This window comes from Pseudomonas sp. KSR10 (genome assembly GCF_022355455.1).
Taxonomy (GTDB): domain Bacteria; phylum Pseudomonadota; class Gammaproteobacteria; order Pseudomonadales; family Pseudomonadaceae; genus Stutzerimonas; species Stutzerimonas stutzeri_E.
Genome location: NZ_JAKOEN010000005.1, coordinates 1 through 16,776, shown reverse-complemented (window position 1 = coordinate 16,776; position 16,776 = coordinate 1). Strand labels below are relative to the sequence as shown.

The window sequence follows — 16,776 nt, the reverse complement described above, 5'->3', positions numbered from 1 at the left end:
AAAATCGATAAATAAGGCGGCTTTCCGCCCTTGGTCAGAGCACGAAGGCGGAGTTCCGCCATGAACCGCGCCAGGCAATAGAAGCGAACAGGTGTGGGCGGTCATCGCTGGGGCCAGGTGAGGCAGCCAAAGAGGGCGCACGAACATTGTAGGCGTGGCGAAACGAGAGCAGGCCGCTACGTCATCGCTCACGTTTATCGTCTCATCCGCATTGCTCGGCCAAGCAAGCCGATGCAGGCCAAGGGCAGGTTATTGCCGAATAGTTCGGGTTTCGGCGCCTGCTTGCAGGCGCCTGCATTTATCGGGCGGTACAAGCCCTGCCTGTCATCGAGGCAGTCCTGCCTTCTTTTGATTGGCACGCCGCGCCAAAATGTTTAACACCTCGACGCCCGCGGAGAACGCCATTGCGGCATACACATAGCCCTTGGGGACGTGGGCACCGAAACCTTCCGCGATCAGCGTCATTCCGATCATCAGCAGAAAGCCTAGGGCAAGCATCACGACAGTCGGATTGTCATTGATGAACTTGGCTAGCGGGTTGGCCGCGACCAGCATCACGGTTACCGCGACAACAACCGCGATGACCATGATCGCCACATGGTCAGTCATGCCGACCGCCGTGATGATACTGTCGACCGAGAAGACCAGATCGAGCAGCAGGATTTGCGCGATCGCGGCGCTAAAGCCCATCACCGCGGAATTCTCTACGGGCTTGCCTTCAAACATGTCCCCTCCCGGGGTGGGGTCCATGCTGTGGTGAATCTCTTTTGTGGCCTTCCAGAGGAGAAATAGCCCTCCCGCTATCAGGATCATGTCTTTCCACGACAAGGCATTACCAAACAGCTCGACTACCGGTTCGGTGAGCTGGACGATCCAAGCCACTGTACCCAGCAAACCCAGGCGCAAAATGAGCGCGAGGCCAATACCAATACGCCGCGCTCGCTCACGCTGATGCTCGGGAAGCTTGTTGGTCAAAATCGAAATGAAGATCAGGTTATCGATACCGAGAACCACCTCCATCGCGATTAAGGTGGCCAGGGCCACCCAGGTGGTGGGTTCGGAGAACAGCTGGATAAGCGATTCCATCAAGGATCTCTAGGCTAGGGGGGGGGATGGTCCCAAAACAGGGATACCAAGGCGGCGAGAGCATATCCGGAACCCCTCTTGGCTGAGAGCAATGAGGCTGGTCCGATTTGTTTCAACAAGATTCAACCCGAACTCGCCGCCAACAAACCTTGCCATTGCACTAAAAGCCAGTTGATTGCCGGTCCAAATAGGAGTGGGATACGCGTCGATTGCTACCAATCACACCTTCTTCCCACCTCTCATGAGCTTTTTTACATGAACACCTATCAAATAGTCCTTTGCGCCATCCTCAGCTTAGGTGTCTTGGGTACTGGGGCCCTGCTCGACTATCGCAATGCCGATCGTGATCGTGCTGCGCGTACGACGGACTATTCGAACCCCAATACCCTTCTGACGGGACGGTCCAAGCCACGAAGCGAGGGTGTGAAAGAGAAGGTCTAGGAATTCACCATTTGACGCGAGACTGGTGACCCCAGCTTCGACCGGCGCGGCAATAAGCCGAATGAACGACATGCGCTCCACTCGACCTGGTTAAGCGGACTGAGTATTCCGCTTAGCCTCGCTGCCTTCTCCAGGCTCGGCTGGCAATCACCAGCAACGTCACCGCGGTGAGCGGCAGGACATAGCCGAGCATCGCATCGGCGAAGGCTTCAGCGAACGGCTCGCTGGAGCTGGTCATTACCAGATAGGCCGTATATGCGACGTAATAGACCAGGAACAACAGGCCCTCCCACCGGCTGATGCTGTAGCCGGTGAAGAATATGGGCAGACATGCCAGCGCAACAGCAATCATCACTGGAAAATCGAACGCCAGTGCACTTGCGGCCACCGCAACGGCCTGTGGTGCGACCAGTGCCGATAGCCCTAGCACGCACAGTAAATTGAAGATGTTGCTGCCAACGATATTGCCTACCGCGATGTCTCTTTCTCCGCGGATCGCGGCAAGTATCGAAGTGGCCAGCTCCGGCAGCGAAGTGCCAACGGCAATGACCGTCAAACCGATCACCAGTTCTGACAATCCCAGCGCACGCGCCAGCGATACTGCGCCCTCAACCAGGAAGTTAGAGCCGACCACAAGCAAAACCAAACCGAAAATGATCAGAGCTGCATTCATGTAGCTGGAGTAGGGCTTGGCGTGCGTGTCGGCAGCAAACTCTTTGGCAAACTCGTCATTTGCAATGGCTTGGGCATTTGCGCGACGGCTGCTCTGGATCAGGAAAAGCGTGTACCCGATTATCGCGGCAAACAGCACGGCTCCATCCAAACGGCTTAGCGTGCCGTTCCATGCCAATGCATAGGTAACTAAGCTGGCGGCGATCATGATCGGTACGTCGAGACGGATCAGTTGACGGGAGACGATCAGCGGAGCGATCAATGCAGTGAGGCCCAGGATGAACAAGACATTTGCGATATTGCTGCCTACCACGTTGCCGATCGCGATATCTCCGCTGTCATTGAGTGCCGCCTGTACGCTCACTGCGGTCTCCGGCGCGCTAGTGCCGAATGCAACCACAGTTAGACCAATGATCAGCGGGGGGATGCCGAATTGCGCCGCGAGCTTCGCCGCGCCACGCACCAACACCTCGGCGCCAGAAACTAAAAACACTAGACCGGCGATGAGATAAGCAAACGTTAACAAGGTCACGGTACGGGTTGCTCCGAATATAATGTTGGGATATCCATAAGCTAGATCACCTCTGTCAATCCGTAAGATTGGCAGTCATGTGTATCTGGATGGAACTGCCATTGGCTGCTTTTGGCCGATTCTGTTGAAAAAGTAGCTGCTTCCCCATGCCTTCGGCAAAATTGCTCTGTCAGTGAGCGTGGGGGCGAACAGCATGATGGGACAGTTACCGGGAGGGCAGCAGCGCCTGTTTTACTCGTTCAATCTGGAAGATCACGTCCCGCCCCAACACTCCTGCGCAGCATCGACCAATGCCTGGATCTCAGTGATCTGCGCGCCTACCTGGCGGATTTCTATAGCCCCATCGGGCGTCCCTCGATTGACCCGGAATTGATGGTGCGTATGCTCGTCGTCGGCTACTGCTATGGCATTCGTTCCGAGCGTCGATTGTGCGAAGAGGTGCACCTGAACCTTGGCTATCGCTGGTTCTGCCGGCTGGGTCTGGAAGACGAAGTACCCAATCACTCGACCTTCTCGAAGAACCGACACGGCCGTTTTCGTGACAGTGGCCTGTTCCGCTGGTTGTTCAATGAGGTGCTGCGTCGCTGCATGGCGGCTGGCCTGGTCAAAGGCGAAGGCTTCGCTGTGGACGCCAGCATCATCAAGGCCGATGCTAGCCGCCAATGTGGCATGGCGGGTAATGAAGTCGATTGGAACGATCCAAAGCTCAGCAGTCGCGCCGTGCGCGAGTACCTCGAAGCCCTTGATGAAGAGGCGCTGGCTGAGGCTCTTCCTAAGAAAATTTCGCTCACCGATCCTCAGTCCCGTTGGACAGCAGCACCAGGCGGCCCGGCCTTCTTTGCCTACTCCACGAATTACCTGATCGACACTGAGCACGGTGTGATCATGGACGTGGAAGCTACCTCGGCGCACCGTACCGCCGAAGTCGATTCGACCAGGACGATGGTCGAGCGTGTCGAAGCGCAGTTCGATCTCACACCGGAACGCCTTATCGGCGATACCGCTTATGGCATCGCCCCGATGCTGGCCTGGATGGTAGAAGAAAAGGACATCGAGCCGCATGTTCCGGTGTGGGACAAGACCGAGCGCAAGGACGACAGCCTCTCCAGTAACGACTTCCACTGGAACCAGGAAGCCAATGAATATCGCTGCCCAGCCGGCAAACCACTACGCAGTGAATGGCGCGCCTTCACCCAGAAAAGATCGCGGGTGACCAAGGCCAACACCATCATTTACCGCTCCAGCCAAACCGACTGCGCCACCTGCTCGTTGAAAGCGAAGTGCTGCCCCAACACGCCGACTCGGAAGATCGTCCGCAGCATCCATGAGGCTGCCCGCGACGTGGCTCGACGTATCGCCAAGACACCGGAATACCTAGTCTCTCGCTGCGAACGAAAGAAGGTGGAAATGCTATTCGCCCACCTCAAGCGGATAATGAAACTTGATCGCTTACGGCTGCGCGGTCTGACGGGTGCGACTGATGAATTCACCCTGGCGGCGACGGTGCAGAACCTGCGCCGCATGGCCAAGCTTTTGCCTCAAGGGCCACCATTAATGGGATAGGTACGCCTGCTGCGAGCAGAAACCCTCAAATTAACCCTCAGAGCTGAGCAATGACGCTCAGCGAAACGCCGAAAGGCAACTTGAAGTGGCTTGCAGCCACTTCGACAGCCGGTACATCCGACCGCCTGGCTGCCGCTAAACCTGCTTTTTCAACAGAATCGGCCGAAACCCGCCATCGACACTGCCCCTCGCGTCAGCGATGAGCGCCCCTCAGGGTCGAGAAGGCGCCGTCCGGCTCGATGCACAGCACGCCAGCGCGACCCGGCCCAGCCGGGTGATGCCCAATCCTTTGCTCCTTTGCTCCTTTGCTCCTTTGCTCCTTTGCTCCTTTGCTCTTTTGGTCCTGCCGTTGCTCTAACTCACACCCGCCGGAAACACACCCCACCGCGACCTCACGCACCTACCTACACCGGGCATTTGCCGCTACAGTGCCAATAGCCCCGTAATTTGTTGCAAGGATCGCCGTCCGGATGGCTTCACCGTCTCAACCCAAAAGCCTGATCTTCGAACTGGAAGTCGCCCTCGGCAAAGCCGATAATATCCCGACCGGATCTTCATGCTCGGTGCCCTGCGCCCCGACACAGGCGCCGAACTCGAGCGCAAGGTCGACCGGGACTTACCCGCCGTTCTCGATTCGCTGGACTGCCTGGGGCAGGACGCAAGCTTCGTGCGCCGGGCAAACTCGTCGGCTACGAATCTTTTTCCGCGCTTGGAAACCCTACTGTTAAGCGACTCGGGATTTGCCAACGCTTAGGAAGTGCCTCGTTCTAACGCGAACGGTTGCGTATTACTCCAGCCAGTCAGAAACTTCAGGAGTTTCATAAACTAGCTTCAGCCGTGGCGCGCAGAAAGTAACATTTAATACTTACTATTGTGGAGGATGGGATGAGTCCGGTGGTTCGTTATATTGAAGAGAACAGGTTCAGATCATTGGTCTTGCTCACAGCTCTAATGGTAGTGGAGTTGTTGTTGGTGGCTTTTACCAATTTTTGGTTGTCGTTCTGTTTTGTATACATTCTTTATTTTGCTTTGTCATTGTACATGTTTGTCGTCATAAAGCCGCGAGAATGGGAGGTCGGTGCCTTATTTGTGCTGTATGCGCTGGCTGCATTGCTGGTAATACTACTTTTTGTAGTCGTGTCGTGGAGGTATGCAGGAGATATGACTTTTGGGGACGGTAACGCCCCGGACTGTCTTGAGGATCACCTTTACTTTGCGGTCTCGATGTTTACGTCTTTGGGGTTTAGTACGTTTGTACCGATGAACGACGCTGCTAGATTCTTCTCGGCTGGATTAAGCCTGCTTGGGTCTGCTCATAGCGTCGTATTTGTCTTTATTATGCTTGGGCGGGCGCGATGGAATGGTTCGGCATCTACGGATGCGATAGTTTATCGGGAAAGTTTCGCCAGTAGGATCCAGAAGTTGGAAGAACGCGTCGGTGACGTCTCGCATGTACTAAGCTGGGTGGTATGCTTGTTGGTGGCTAATTTGATTTTTCTGATGGTCTTGATATTACGTTAGGGCGAACTAGGAAGCATCGAGGCAGCAAATGTGTGGAAGTCCAACCGTTGGTTCTGTGGAACACTCTGTCGAAGCAAGGCATGAAAAATGTCACTTCGGCTTTCGCAGGTTTTCGCTGAGTCTATAGGTAAACGCGTCGCCATAAATAGAACGGATCTTCAAAACAAAATCCAGTCGAGACCAGTCGGCTGTTTTTAACCTCTTAGCGCCAGTTGGAAGTTTCAGTATTATAAAAAGCGCCAGCGCGCCCCATAGCTCTGCAGCGGCTGTCTCCCACATCCAGCGAAGGAGCGCCATTAGATCAACTTGCATAAATTTGAGCCTAGCGGTCAATTTCACGCGGCGGTGCAAGGTTAGCCCTGAAATACTCAGCCGTCTCCGCATCCGTGCAATACACGTAACAGCCTTCATCACGCGCGTCATGAGCGTGCGGTAGGTGTTCTTGATGATCAGATCGATTTCCTGCATGGCCAGGTCGGGATGCGTTGTCATGAGCTTCTTGTATCCCCGTATCGAGCGGGTTTGCTTGTCGCGCTGATCGGGGGGTGACAACCTCACCGTTGCGCACGATCAAGTCTGGTCCGATGATCACGCCGATGTAGTCGACCTCGAGCCCCTGGCAGGTATGGAAACGGTGGCCTCGCTTCTGCTTTACATATGTGAGCTCGTTTTGTCTACGCACGAAGCTATTTCCGGGGTCAGTTTGTAGGCGCTGCACCAACCTGAACGCTGTGCCGGTACAACCTGACGCCCTGAACCGAAAAAGCCTGAACAGGCTGCTGGGGAATTTGATACAGCCGGAATGAGTTGTACCTTCAGGGTTATTGAGAGCCTCCCTCTTTGCCCTGAGATAGCGACTGGCCTTGGAGGGCTATGAGCATAGCCCTCCGTTAACTACAAAGTTATATCCCCTAGCTATTAGCTCAACCTCTTCGTCCAGCTCAGGGTAGTGAACTAGTGTCGAATCCTTCGTAAGTATAAGGAGGCCCGCCCTCAGATATGCCATTACTTCTGCAGAATATCCATGGGCAAATAAGCGGGCATTAATTGATCAGCGTTCGGTGAGGGTCTGGCTAAGCTGCCGTCCCTGTGCATCGTAGGTGTAAGTCGTGATCTGGTTAGGTTCGGTGACGGTGACGGGCAAAAAGAGAGTTGGATGCCAAGCCGTGGTGATCGTCCGAGCTTCGGGCGTGCCTGCCGCTTCTGTTCGGGAAACTTCAAGGCCTCGCTCGTTGTAGTCGTAGGTCGTGACGTTGCCCTTGTTGTCGGTCTTGGTCTTGAGCAGGCCGCCATCATCGTACGTAAAGGCGGAGTTGCTGCTGGGGCAGTTGGAGGAGGGTTCGCCTTTGATGGCCACAATTCGCCGCGCGCCCCGGATGGTTTGGAAACTATATTTGGCTACTTTGCCAAGTACATTGGTGACCGAAACGGTGCCATCACTGTTGTAGGCTACGGTGACTCGATCTATGCCATCGGAATGTTCGCTGAAGATGGCGCGGCCTTTGTCATCGTAGGCCCAAGTGGCGTAACGCACGCCACGCTCGTCAGTTATCCCAGTCAGTTTTCTAGGAAAATCATTAGACTCGTAGTGATAGCTACGACGTTGAATATTGCCATCGGTTAGTTTCAACGCTTCAGCAAGGCGGCCCTTAGCGTCATATTTGAACGAAACAGTCATATTTCTCAAGGACAGCGTGAGGGGTTGAGACATTCCGTCCTGGGTAAGGCGAAGTGTCTCCCTCCCCCTACTTGTTGCTGTTATCCCGCCAGATGAATAAGTTATTTTTTGTGTATCGCCGCTGAGTAAGAGCACATCGGTTAGCTTACCGTCTTGATCAAAACGCTTTTCAACTCCCTGACGTGAACGATACGACCAGGAACTGCCGTCCTGTATAAGTAGACCAAACTCACCTTGTTCGGGCACGTAAAGAGTTCCAGTTTTTGAGAAAATCACCATCCGCCCATTGTTTTCAATTAGTGAAACTGAGTCGCTACCGATTACTAGCTTTGTAGAATAGGAGTGCCCCCAGATGGTGCTGCTTGAATTATAATAGCGAGAAAATCCTGTAATCCCTACAGCGGGCGCATAGTCAATCTCTACTTGAAATTTATTGCCAGTTATAATATTGATTGGATTTCCAACGCAGGCAAGTCGAGGCGGCACTCCGCGCTGCCTTCTTTCTTCCGATTCTTCGGGTGATTCGCACACGCCGGAGCCGACGCTGTATTGATAGCCGCCATCGCAGCCCGCCCCAAATCTGTAAGCATAAATACCACCAGTCTGATTTGGTCGCGTAAAATAGCACAGTGCTTTCTTCTCAGATAAAAAACTACAACCGGTCCAACTTACTTCGCTCATATCCCAGTTTTGCAGTTTTAGCTCTTCATGCGCAGCATTCAAAGGGCTGTCATGCTTTCCTGAGCAATGAGTATAAAGACAGCGCCAATGGAATGTTTCCGACGCTGATACAGATGCTGACGAGAGAACGGCCAGCCAATTAACCGCAAAGAGGAGCATGCAAGTTTTCCATCCATTCTTATGTCTTCTGCTCATTTATTATTCATTCCCTTTAGACTAGAATGCTTATTCTGACGCGTAGATCGTAGCCAGTCCTTGAGGTCGTGACGAATCGTGTCTTCCGAAACTCCGAACCGCTTACTGAACTCGGTTGCCGTTATTCGTTCGTCACGCTCCAGTAGAAGCTGGATTTCCTAAACTGAAAGCGGAGCTACTGTTTGGACAATCAACTGACGCTTCGCCTCAATACGGTGATGTGCTTACCCCACCGATGCGGGCAAACCCAATGGTGAGGCAGAGGGGGGCACGGGATTATGACTAGATGCGCTGTGCACGGCCCATTTAGTTGGCGTGTCGACGACAAGCGACGACCTTCGCAAGCGCTAGTCGTGGAGTGTTGAAGTAGTCGTGCAGATAGAATGCGATGCTGCTGGCGGCGCCACCCTCAGCATCGTGTGCCACAGTGGATGCCACCCAACAACAGGCCGTCCAGCCACAGGCAGAACTGGCTGCTGAGCTTGTCGCCTCCCATAGGATTTTGAAAACTATCGTCAGAATACGGTTTTCCAGAAGCCTTCAGATCTTTATGGTTCTAAGTTACAAGCTTTTTAATTACCCTGTCAGCAATTACGGCAAGCGAAAAGAAGACCACAAATTGCAACAATTTTTTATTTTGAACAGCATCGCCAATAACTATCCCAAAGATGTATGTGAAGGCTGCAATAACCAGGTAAACCAAAATATAAATTACTCTTACTCTCATCAGGAAGGCTCTCATTATGAGAAATTTCATGCTGGCCAATTGGCCCTATTTACTACTGCTCGCGTTAGGGGGCCTGCTGATAAATAATGGCTCAATTTTGGAGCTTGGCCTGTCAAGCAGAATCATGAATAGCAATGGAGGATTTCTCCTTAGCGTAGGGATGCAAAGAATACTTGGGGTAATAGCAGTCGCGTATTCGCTTTTAAAAATGTTTAGAAACCGGACATGACCGCGACTGTACGGCGCGACTAGTGTTGTGTGGTTGGGCATGATGCAGACTCCAAAGCTCCACATTCCAGAGAGCACTGCGAGGATTGAGTACCTAATTCGCACAACTGGCTGGCTGCGGAGCCAACTTTTTCATTTCTAAAGAATGCAGCTGCCCCACCTCCTGGGATCAGACATAAGGCGGTGATAGCGTTATCAATATCGCGATTGATGCAGGCGTTATAGCACTGGTCATATCTAGAGCTATTAAAGCTCGCAGGTCTGGAAGCGCAAGCACCGGAAGGACAGAATCCTGCTGGGTAGGGGCTTCCCCCGTCACATATTGTATGGCCATCCTCGTTCCTCCAGCATTTGCTAAGGCCATATATATCCACGAAGCTCAGCGGGTTCCCCCCGACATACCCATAGGTATTTAGCCCTCCTGCTAACCCAATCGGATCGCTCTCGACGTAGCGCCCAGTCTCTGGGTCGTAGTTGCGGAAGTAGTTGTAGTGCAGTCCGCTTTCGCTGTCGTAGTACTGGCCGGGGAACCGCAAGTTGATGGTGGCAGTTCCGGCAGCAGCGCCTACACCAAAGGCATCGGACTTCCACCGCCAGACCTCATTGCCGGATTGGTTGGTAGCGAGCCGCGGCGTGTTCAGATGATCAGCGTGAAGGTAGAAGGCGCTGCTGCTGGCGATACCACCTTGCGCGTCGTAGGTCAGCGTGATTCCACCTAAAGGTAGGCTATCCAGCCACAAGTAGAATTGGCCGCTGAGCTTGGCGCCGGTGGGACTGTAGAGCGTTTCGCCAATCAGCTGGCCGTTCGGGCCGTAAAGAAAGGTTGTTGTCGCGGTGCCCGTGATCTTGTGGGTTCGCTGGCCCAATGCGTTGTAGCGGTACTGAGCGATCACGTTGCCGCCAATCTTTACGTGGGCCAGGCGGCCTCGGGCATCGTACTCGAAGGTTCGGTTATTGCTGTATTGCGTCAGGCTACCGGTGGCATCGCTGGTCACGCCCAATCCGTCGATGCTTACAAGCTGATTGCTGTCGCTGGCATAACTGAGATCGGTGACCGCGCTGCCCATGGGCTGGCCTTCGCTCAGGCCGATGAGCGCTTTGCTGGTCCGGTTGCCCACCGCGTCGTAGCCATACTGCAAGCGCTGGTTGCCTTCATCCTCACGGGTCAGCCGATCGAGCGCGTCATAGCCGTAGAGCAGATCACCGAACAGGCCGCTCTCCAGGCTCTGGATATTGCTGTTGGCGTCGTAGCCGTAATTGGCCTGCCAGGGCCCTACGCTTTGCTGGGTGAGTCGATAGTCCTGATCGTAGGCGCGTGAAAGGTTGATGCCGTTGGCCCAGGTTAGACTCTTCAGCGGCCCGAACGGCAAATAGCTCAGGTCGCTGGCAAAGGCAGCAGGCTGTTCATCGATAACGATGTCGACCTCGCCAACTTGCCCGGCAGCATTGCGTTGGTATTGCACGGCAAAGCCTGCCGGGTAATCGATGCGCGTGAGCTGTCCAGCGCCATCGTAGCTGTACTGCAGCGTGTCATAGACATCGCTACCCGCCACCTCGAGTGAGCGAAGCTGATGCACCAGGTTGCCACGTGCGTCGTAGCGATAGCCGAGCACGCCGCTGGCATCCTGCACGGCGGTCAGCCGACCTATCCCATGATTGCCGTCGGCGGTCATGTCGTAGTGGTACTGAACGTTGAGCGCCGGGTTGGCGGGGTACGTTTTACTGGTCAGACGATTCAGGGCGTCGTAGCTGTAGCTTATGACCACGCCGCGGGCGTCGGTCTTGCGGATCACGTTGCCGGCCGCGTCATGTGCAAAGGTGGTCGTGCCGCTGTCTGGACTGATTAGTTGAGTCAGGTTGCCTAACCCATCGTACCGGTACTGGGTGGTGACGCCTCGCGGGTCGCTGACCTGAGTCAGGTTGTCCTGCGCATCGTAGCCAAGGCCAGTAACGCCATTGAGCGGGTCGGTGCTGGTGACCAGGCGGTCCAGCGCATCGTAGCTGTTCGTGGTGCTGTGCTGCTTGGGCGTGGTGCCAGCGGCGAGATTGTCATTCAGGTCATAGCCGTACTGCCGGGTCTGGCCTTGTGCACCGACGGCGCGCAGCAGGCGTCCGAGTTCGTCATACGCCCATGTCTGCTGCTGAGTCAGTACGCCGGAGGCATCATTGAGGCGCTGAGCGGTGCGGTTACCCATGAGGTCGTAGTCATACTCGACCTTCTCGCCTAGGTTGTTGGTAACCGCTTTCAGGCGACGGGCGCCGTCCCAGGTGTACTGCAACCAACTCCCGTCACCACGGGTCACCTTGGTGATCTGCCCGATGGCGTCGTGCTCGAAGCTCGTGCTGCTGCCGGCAGTGCTTGTGGAACTCAGCCAGCCCTGCGGTGCATAGGTCAGGGTGGTCGTCACACCGTTGGCGTCTACCAGGGTCTGCGGGTTGCCGTAGGTATCGAAATTCGAGAGCTGCGTGACATGGCCAAGGGCATTGGTTACCTGTGTCAGGTGCCCTTGGGCGTCATAGGTGTAGGTGGTGACGTCCGACACGTCGGTGCGAGGGCCGTCGGCCGTCTCGATCAGTCCAAGGCTGTTGTAGGTGTAGCTCCAGCTGCGCTCAAGAGCCTGAGCGCCTGGTACGCCCAGTGCCGTCGCGAGCGTTAGCGCAAGCAGACTTATGCGATGCGATGATTTCATTGGTCAGTTCCTTCTGATCAGCGTTCGGTGAGGGTCTGGCTGAGCGGATTTCCGTGTGCGTCGTAATTGAACTGCACGATGCGCTCGGGCTCGGTGATGGTGATGGGTCTGAAGAGCGTTGGGTGCCATTCAGTGATGATCGTACGGGCCTGCGGCGTACCGGCTGCTTCGGTCCGACTGATCTCTAGGCCGCGATCGTTGTAGAGAAATGTCGTCTGATTACCCTTGTTGTCAGTGCGGGTCTTGATCAGACCGCGGCTGTCATAAGTGAACGTGGAGTTACTGCTAGGACAGTTGGCCGACGCTGCACCAGAGAGCGAGGTGATGCGTTTGGCACCCGCGATTGTTTGGAAGCTATAGGTGGCTTTCTTGCCCAGTGGATTGGTGAGTGTTGTCGAGTTGCTACCGTAGGCGAACTGGTAACGGTCGGCACCACTGGCATGCTCGCTCTTGGTAGCACGTCCCTGCGCATCGTAGGTCCAGGTGGTGTAACGCACGCCGCGCTCGTCGGTGATGCCGGTCAGCCAGCCGCCTTCACGTGCGTCTTCGTAATGGTAGGTGCGAGAAAGGGCCTGCCCATTCTGGGTTCGCGTCGCCTTGGTCAGACGGCCGGCCGAACTGTAGGTGTAGCTCACCTGCAGATCGTCAACCGTCAGCGTGGCCAACCGTTGAGCCGCGTTGAACGTTAGGTTCATCGAATGGCCAAGTGAGTCGGTGACTACGATGCCGTTGGCGCTGTATGAAAGGGTCTCGTACGTGCCGTTCGCACGGTCGATACGGGTCAGTTGTCCCGCGCTGTCGAAATGCTGGTGCTCGCTGCGTGGAGAGTCGTAGCGCCAACCTTGAGCCGTCTTTTCAAGACGCCCCAGCTCTTTGGGAGATGCGGTTACGGTCGTACCGGTTACGCTGAACAGGCTTTGGCGTCCGTCAGCGGCGATCAATAGCGCCTTGGTCGGAGATAACCTGAGTCGGGCCGCGTAGGTGTGCGTCCAATTGGCCGTTCTGCTGTTGTAGTAGCGTGTGAAGCGCATTTCGCTACCGGAACGACCGGAATAGTCTATTTCAGTCTGGAATTTGTTTCCGTAAGCCACATCGACAGGGTTACCCGCGCTCAGGCTTGGGGAACCCTGCCCAGCAAGCAAGGGCGCAGTCGATGGCACAGGGCAAACGCCGGGCAAGTCCGGTGCGCCGATACCGGGCACTTCGGGGCAGAGGAGTTCGGCGGGGCGGTTGTAGAAGACTGGGCCGGCGAATATCCCGTAATGCGTTTGCTTGGCCACGGCGAAGTTCCTTGCGGAGACGCCATCGACCGAGCCGGTGAAGTTGTCATGGAGCAGGACTGCGTGTGTCTTGCAGTCATTAGTAAATACCCGCTTCATGTTCGCATTGCTCGATTTCAGGGTTTCGAGCATCTGGTCCGGTGTGTACCACGCGCTACTTTCTAGCCACTTGATCACCTTGCCGCCGGAACATTGCAAGGCCGCGATCTGGTAGAGGTACTGACCTGCGCCGTCCGGGGGCTGAGATGCGAACGCTTCAGTTCCGAAATAGCTAACGCCACCTGTCGTGCAGTTAGCGGCGGCGCGGGCGGATTGGTTTAGAAATGCGGTGCTAAGAAGGGCGAGAGCAAGCGTGCTACAGAAACGTTCCATGTTCCGAAAATCCTGCGTCAGGGATGATGCAGGTAGGCTAGATTCGGGTTTGCAAAGTGTCAGCCGCCGCTTTGTGGCCGAGTCCGCAAAACTGACGACCGCCTGTCGGATCCGCTCTAAAGCGGGTTCTGGTTAACGCGACCCAGAGGTTCTAGACGAAGCCCCGTTGCACGTTCGGAGGGCGTCGGTTGGAGTTTCTTCAGATAAGAATCCGTAAGATCGGCATAGCGTATGACCTGTCCAACTGGCTTGGTTGGAGCTTTCATTGCGTCGGGAAAGTAAAGCGGATCAAGCGATCCGTTGCGCGACAGGACGACATGGCTGGGTTGCACCTCGTTCAGGATCGCACCAGGGACGATCTGGTCACCCGACTTGAAGAGGCGAGGGGGGCGGCCCGAAACCACAATAATGGCTGAGGAACGTGCGCTCACCGGATGCACAAAGCTACCCACCAATGTCATCGGAAGCGGAGAACGTTCGTGTACAGCCTGTGTCGGCTGTCGAGGTTCGCCGAACAGATTTTCGCGATATCTGGCAGGCGCTTTCCGGGGCTCAAGCAGCGCCTGTTCGTGGGCAGGCTCTTCGCGCAGAAGCTCGCTGAGTTGCTGCCATTGGTTAACAAGATTCACGCTCATTCCTAACACCGCGACAAGCGACACCGCCCACGGCAGGGAGCGATGTCTGAGAATCGTGAAAATCAAGCGAGCTTTCATGCGGGGCTGCAATCCATTACTGCACAGTTCATTTTTCACGATTTTGCGAGAAGGTCGAACGGTTTGCGCGCCAGATTTGAAGTGGTGGGCAAAGCAGTGGCGGTCGGTCGAACAAATCACAAGTCCGTCTTCCCTGATGATCGATTTTTGCCCGCCACCGGCTGCGACGTCGCTCCATGCTCGTCCTATCGCGGGCTCCTTAACCCCTGGGTAGTCGAGGGTTTTGTTTGTTGTGTCGCGCACCAAAACAACAGTGCGAGAAGGCTGACCGCCGCTCCCAATGCACATACACCCTGCCAACCGGCATGGGCATAGGTAACGGTGGTGCCGATCGCCCCCAGCCCGCTGCCCGCTGCGTAGAACAACATGTAGAGGCCAACAAGCCGGCTGTGAGCCTCGGGGCGGGTGCGGAAGATCAGGCTTTGGTTGGTAACGTGCAGCGCCTGACCACCCAGGTCAAGCAGCACGATGCCGATCACCACCGGCCAGAGTGACCATTCCAGTAGCGACAGCGGCCACCAAGCCAGCAACAGCGCCAAGAGCGCTCCTACGCTGATGCGCTCGGCATGTCCACGGTCAGCCCACTGCCCGGCACGCATAGCGGCCAAGGCACCGACAACGCCGACCAACCCGAAAGCGCCAATCAGGGTGTGAGAGAAATTGTAGGGCGGGGCGCTCAGCGGAAGTACCAGCGCGCTCCAGAAGATGTTGAACGCGGCGAACATCAACAGCGCAAGCATGCCCCGCACCTGTAGCACCCTATCTTGGCGTAGCAATGTAAGCATGGAGGCAATCAGGCGTGGATAGGTCATCACGCTCGGAGCTGGCGGTAGGGCCGGTAGCCACCTCCACATGGGCAATGTGATCGCCAGCATCAGTATGGCGGCGAAGACGTACACGCTGCGCCATCCCGCCAGGTCACTCACTCCACCTGCCAATACCCGCGCCAGCAACAGGCCCATGAACACACCGCCTTGCGCAGCACCTATGACGCGGCCTTGCTCATGGGGCGCCGCGGCGCGGGCCGCATAGGCTATGAGCCCCTGCGTCATCGCCGTTCCCAGCAGCCCGACCGCTAGCATGGCTACCAATAGAACATGAGCGGACTTCGCCATGCTGACTGCCATAAGTGCCACAACGAGGCCCAACAGTTGCACTACCATCAAGCGGCGGCGGTCAAGCCGATCCCCCAGCGGGACAAGCAGCAGCAGGGCCAAGGCGCAGCCGACCTGCGTGGCGGTGACCACACCGCCGATAGCGGCGTGGCTGATGCCAAAGTCATGGGCGAGCGCATCCAGCAATGGCTGGGCGTAGTACACGTTCGCCACGCTCAGCCCGCTCGCGGCGGCAAACAGCAGCACCAGCCCGCGCGGCATATCAGAAGCCCGGGTTTGCACCGTCGGCCGAGAGACCGGCGCTATCGATACTTGGGATGACTCCATGGTTTATCGCCCACTCAATCCGGTTTCAAAATGAAACTGGTTGAATGCTAGGGTGGGTGGTTTTAAAATGCAACCACTTACCAAGTTGGGGCTATACGCCTGGAGAGGGCATGCCAAGCCGTCAGTCCATCAACGATGAACCCTGTCCCGTCGCCCGGGCCGCCAATGTCATTGGCGATCGCTGGTCGCTGCTGATCGTACGTGACGCGTTCGACGGCACTCGCCGTTTCAGCGACTTTCAGCGCAGCCTGGGCGTGGCCCGCAACATCCTGTCCAACCGTCTGCGCAAGTTGGTCGATGCAGGCATTCTCGAGACTCGTGAAGCTTCCGATGGTACGGCCTATCAGGAGTACGTGCTGACGCCGGAGGGCAAAAGCCTGTTTCCGGTGGTAGTTGCGCTGCGCCAGTGGGGTGAGGGGCATCTGTTCAATCATGGCGAGAGACACTCAGAGCTCGTCGATAAGCGCACCGGTAAGCGGATTCCGTTTATGGCTCCCACGGCAAAGGATGGCTCCGTGCTCACGCCGGACTTGACTGTGGTGCAGAAGGTCACATAAGGCCGCAGCTTGCGGCCGGCCATTTGGCTAGCGGCCGGTGTGCCGTGAACAATTGCTTGATCGTGTTGCCGCCTGGCGAGGCTGATCCGAATGGCTGGAAGGGATAATTTGCGTCACGATCAACCATGAAGCGGCGAGCTGAACGATGGGTTTTGAGCGACTAGCTGTGCTACGTGACCGCCTGCGGGCTGAAAAGCAGCAGGTAAAGACTGAAAGCACGGATTCTCAAAGATGCCGAGCAACACTTGGAGCTGCTCGGAATATCCAGCGAACGACTCAAGTTGGGCATCGCGACCTGATGCAGGGGGAGCCGATATTGGGCAAGCATGATTGAGAACGCTCCGCGTCTGGACTTGAACGGCCAGGCGGTTGGCTCGGTGACAGCCGCTCAAGCGCTA

General features: G+C 56.0%; 12 protein-coding genes and 3 pseudogenes. 5 read left to right on the top strand and 10 right to left on the bottom strand.

What is annotated here, in order from left to right; genetic code table 11:
• Positions 1 to 324: 324 nt before the first annotated feature.
• A complete protein-coding gene (locus MCB86_RS02280; protein ID WP_239609509.1) occupies positions 325 to 1,086 on the bottom strand; it encodes a TerC family protein in 762 nt (253 codons plus the stop codon).
• 553 nt (positions 1,087 to 1,639) lie between these two features.
• The gene (locus tag MCB86_RS02275) at positions 1,640 to 2,731 is read right to left on the bottom strand and encodes a calcium/sodium antiporter (RefSeq protein ID WP_239609507.1); all 1,092 of its coding nucleotides are present in this window, start codon (positions 2,729 to 2,731) and stop codon (positions 1,640 to 1,642) included.
• Between the two features lie 193 nt (positions 2,732 to 2,924).
• Here MCB86_RS02275 and MCB86_RS02270 point away from each other — a divergent pair.
• Both MCB86_RS02270 and MCB86_RS02265 read left to right on the top strand, forming a co-directional pair.
• A pseudogene (locus MCB86_RS02270) lies at positions 2,925 to 4,294 on the top strand (IS1182 family transposase).
• Positions 4,295 to 5,179: 885 nt separating this feature from the next.
• Entirely contained in the window at positions 5,180 to 5,815 is a 636-nt protein-coding gene (locus MCB86_RS02265; RefSeq protein WP_239609505.1) for an ion channel, read from the top strand.
• 90 nt (positions 5,816 to 5,905) lie between these two features.
• Here the strand turns inward: MCB86_RS02265 and MCB86_RS02260 are convergent, their stop codons facing one another.
• The 4 genes and pseudogenes from MCB86_RS02260 to MCB86_RS02245 form a co-directional block, all read right to left on the bottom strand.
• A complete protein-coding gene (locus MCB86_RS02260; RefSeq protein ID WP_239609503.1) occupies positions 5,906 to 6,127 on the bottom strand; it encodes a hypothetical protein in 222 nt (73 codons plus the stop codon).
• A gap of 10 nt (positions 6,128 to 6,137) precedes the next feature.
• A pseudogene (locus tag MCB86_RS02255) lies at positions 6,138 to 6,443 on the bottom strand (DNA/RNA helicase domain-containing protein); the annotation flags it as partial.
• A 423-nt stretch (positions 6,444 to 6,866) separates the two neighbouring features.
• A complete protein-coding gene (locus MCB86_RS02250) occupies positions 6,867 to 8,333 on the bottom strand; it encodes a DUF6531 domain-containing protein (protein WP_239609501.1) in 1,467 nt (488 codons plus the stop codon).
• A 32-nt stretch (positions 8,334 to 8,365) separates the two neighbouring features.
• Entirely contained in the window at positions 8,366 to 8,512 is a 147-nt protein-coding gene (locus tag MCB86_RS02245) for an HTH domain-containing protein (protein WP_275589390.1), read from the bottom strand.
• A 284-nt stretch (positions 8,513 to 8,796) separates the two neighbouring features.
• On the opposite strand from MCB86_RS02245, the gene MCB86_RS02240 reads away from it, so the two are divergent.
• Positions 8,797 to 9,183, top strand: a complete 387-nt coding sequence (locus MCB86_RS02240; protein WP_239609499.1) for a hypothetical protein — start codon at positions 8,797 to 8,799, stop codon at positions 9,181 to 9,183.
• A gap of 161 nt (positions 9,184 to 9,344) precedes the next feature.
• On the opposite strand, the gene MCB86_RS02235 is transcribed toward MCB86_RS02240, so the two are convergent.
• The 4 genes from MCB86_RS02235 to MCB86_RS02220 all read right to left on the bottom strand — a co-directional run bounded on the left by MCB86_RS02235 (position 9,345) and on the right by MCB86_RS02220 (position 15,776).
• Positions 9,345 to 12,014, bottom strand: a complete 2,670-nt coding sequence (locus MCB86_RS02235; RefSeq protein ID WP_239609497.1) for an RHS repeat-associated core domain-containing protein — start codon at positions 12,012 to 12,014, stop codon at positions 9,345 to 9,347.
• 17 nt (positions 12,015 to 12,031) lie between these two features.
• Positions 12,032 to 13,666 (bottom strand): DUF6531 domain-containing protein, encoded by a 1,635-nt coding sequence (locus MCB86_RS02230; protein WP_239609494.1) that lies wholly within the window; start codon positions 13,664 to 13,666, stop codon positions 12,032 to 12,034.
• Positions 13,667 to 13,782: 116 nt separating this feature from the next.
• Positions 13,783 to 14,379, bottom strand: coding sequence for a type II secretion system protein N (locus tag MCB86_RS02225; RefSeq protein ID WP_239609492.1), 597 nt, complete (start codon positions 14,377 to 14,379; stop codon positions 13,783 to 13,785).
• Positions 14,380 to 14,564: 185 nt separating this feature from the next.
• Positions 14,565 to 15,776: an MFS transporter gene (locus MCB86_RS02220; protein WP_239609545.1), complete on the bottom strand. Its 1,212-nt coding sequence runs from the start codon at positions 15,774 to 15,776 to the stop codon at positions 14,565 to 14,567.
• A gap of 155 nt (positions 15,777 to 15,931) precedes the next feature.
• Between MCB86_RS02220 and MCB86_RS02215 the strand changes: the two genes are divergently transcribed.
• Positions 15,932 to 16,378, top strand: coding sequence for a helix-turn-helix domain-containing protein (locus MCB86_RS02215; RefSeq protein ID WP_239609490.1), 447 nt, complete (start codon positions 15,932 to 15,934; stop codon positions 16,376 to 16,378).
• A gap of 145 nt (positions 16,379 to 16,523) precedes the next feature.
• Positions 16,524 to 16,776 (top strand): annotated as a pseudogene (locus tag MCB86_RS02210) (ProQ/FINO family protein); the annotation flags it as partial.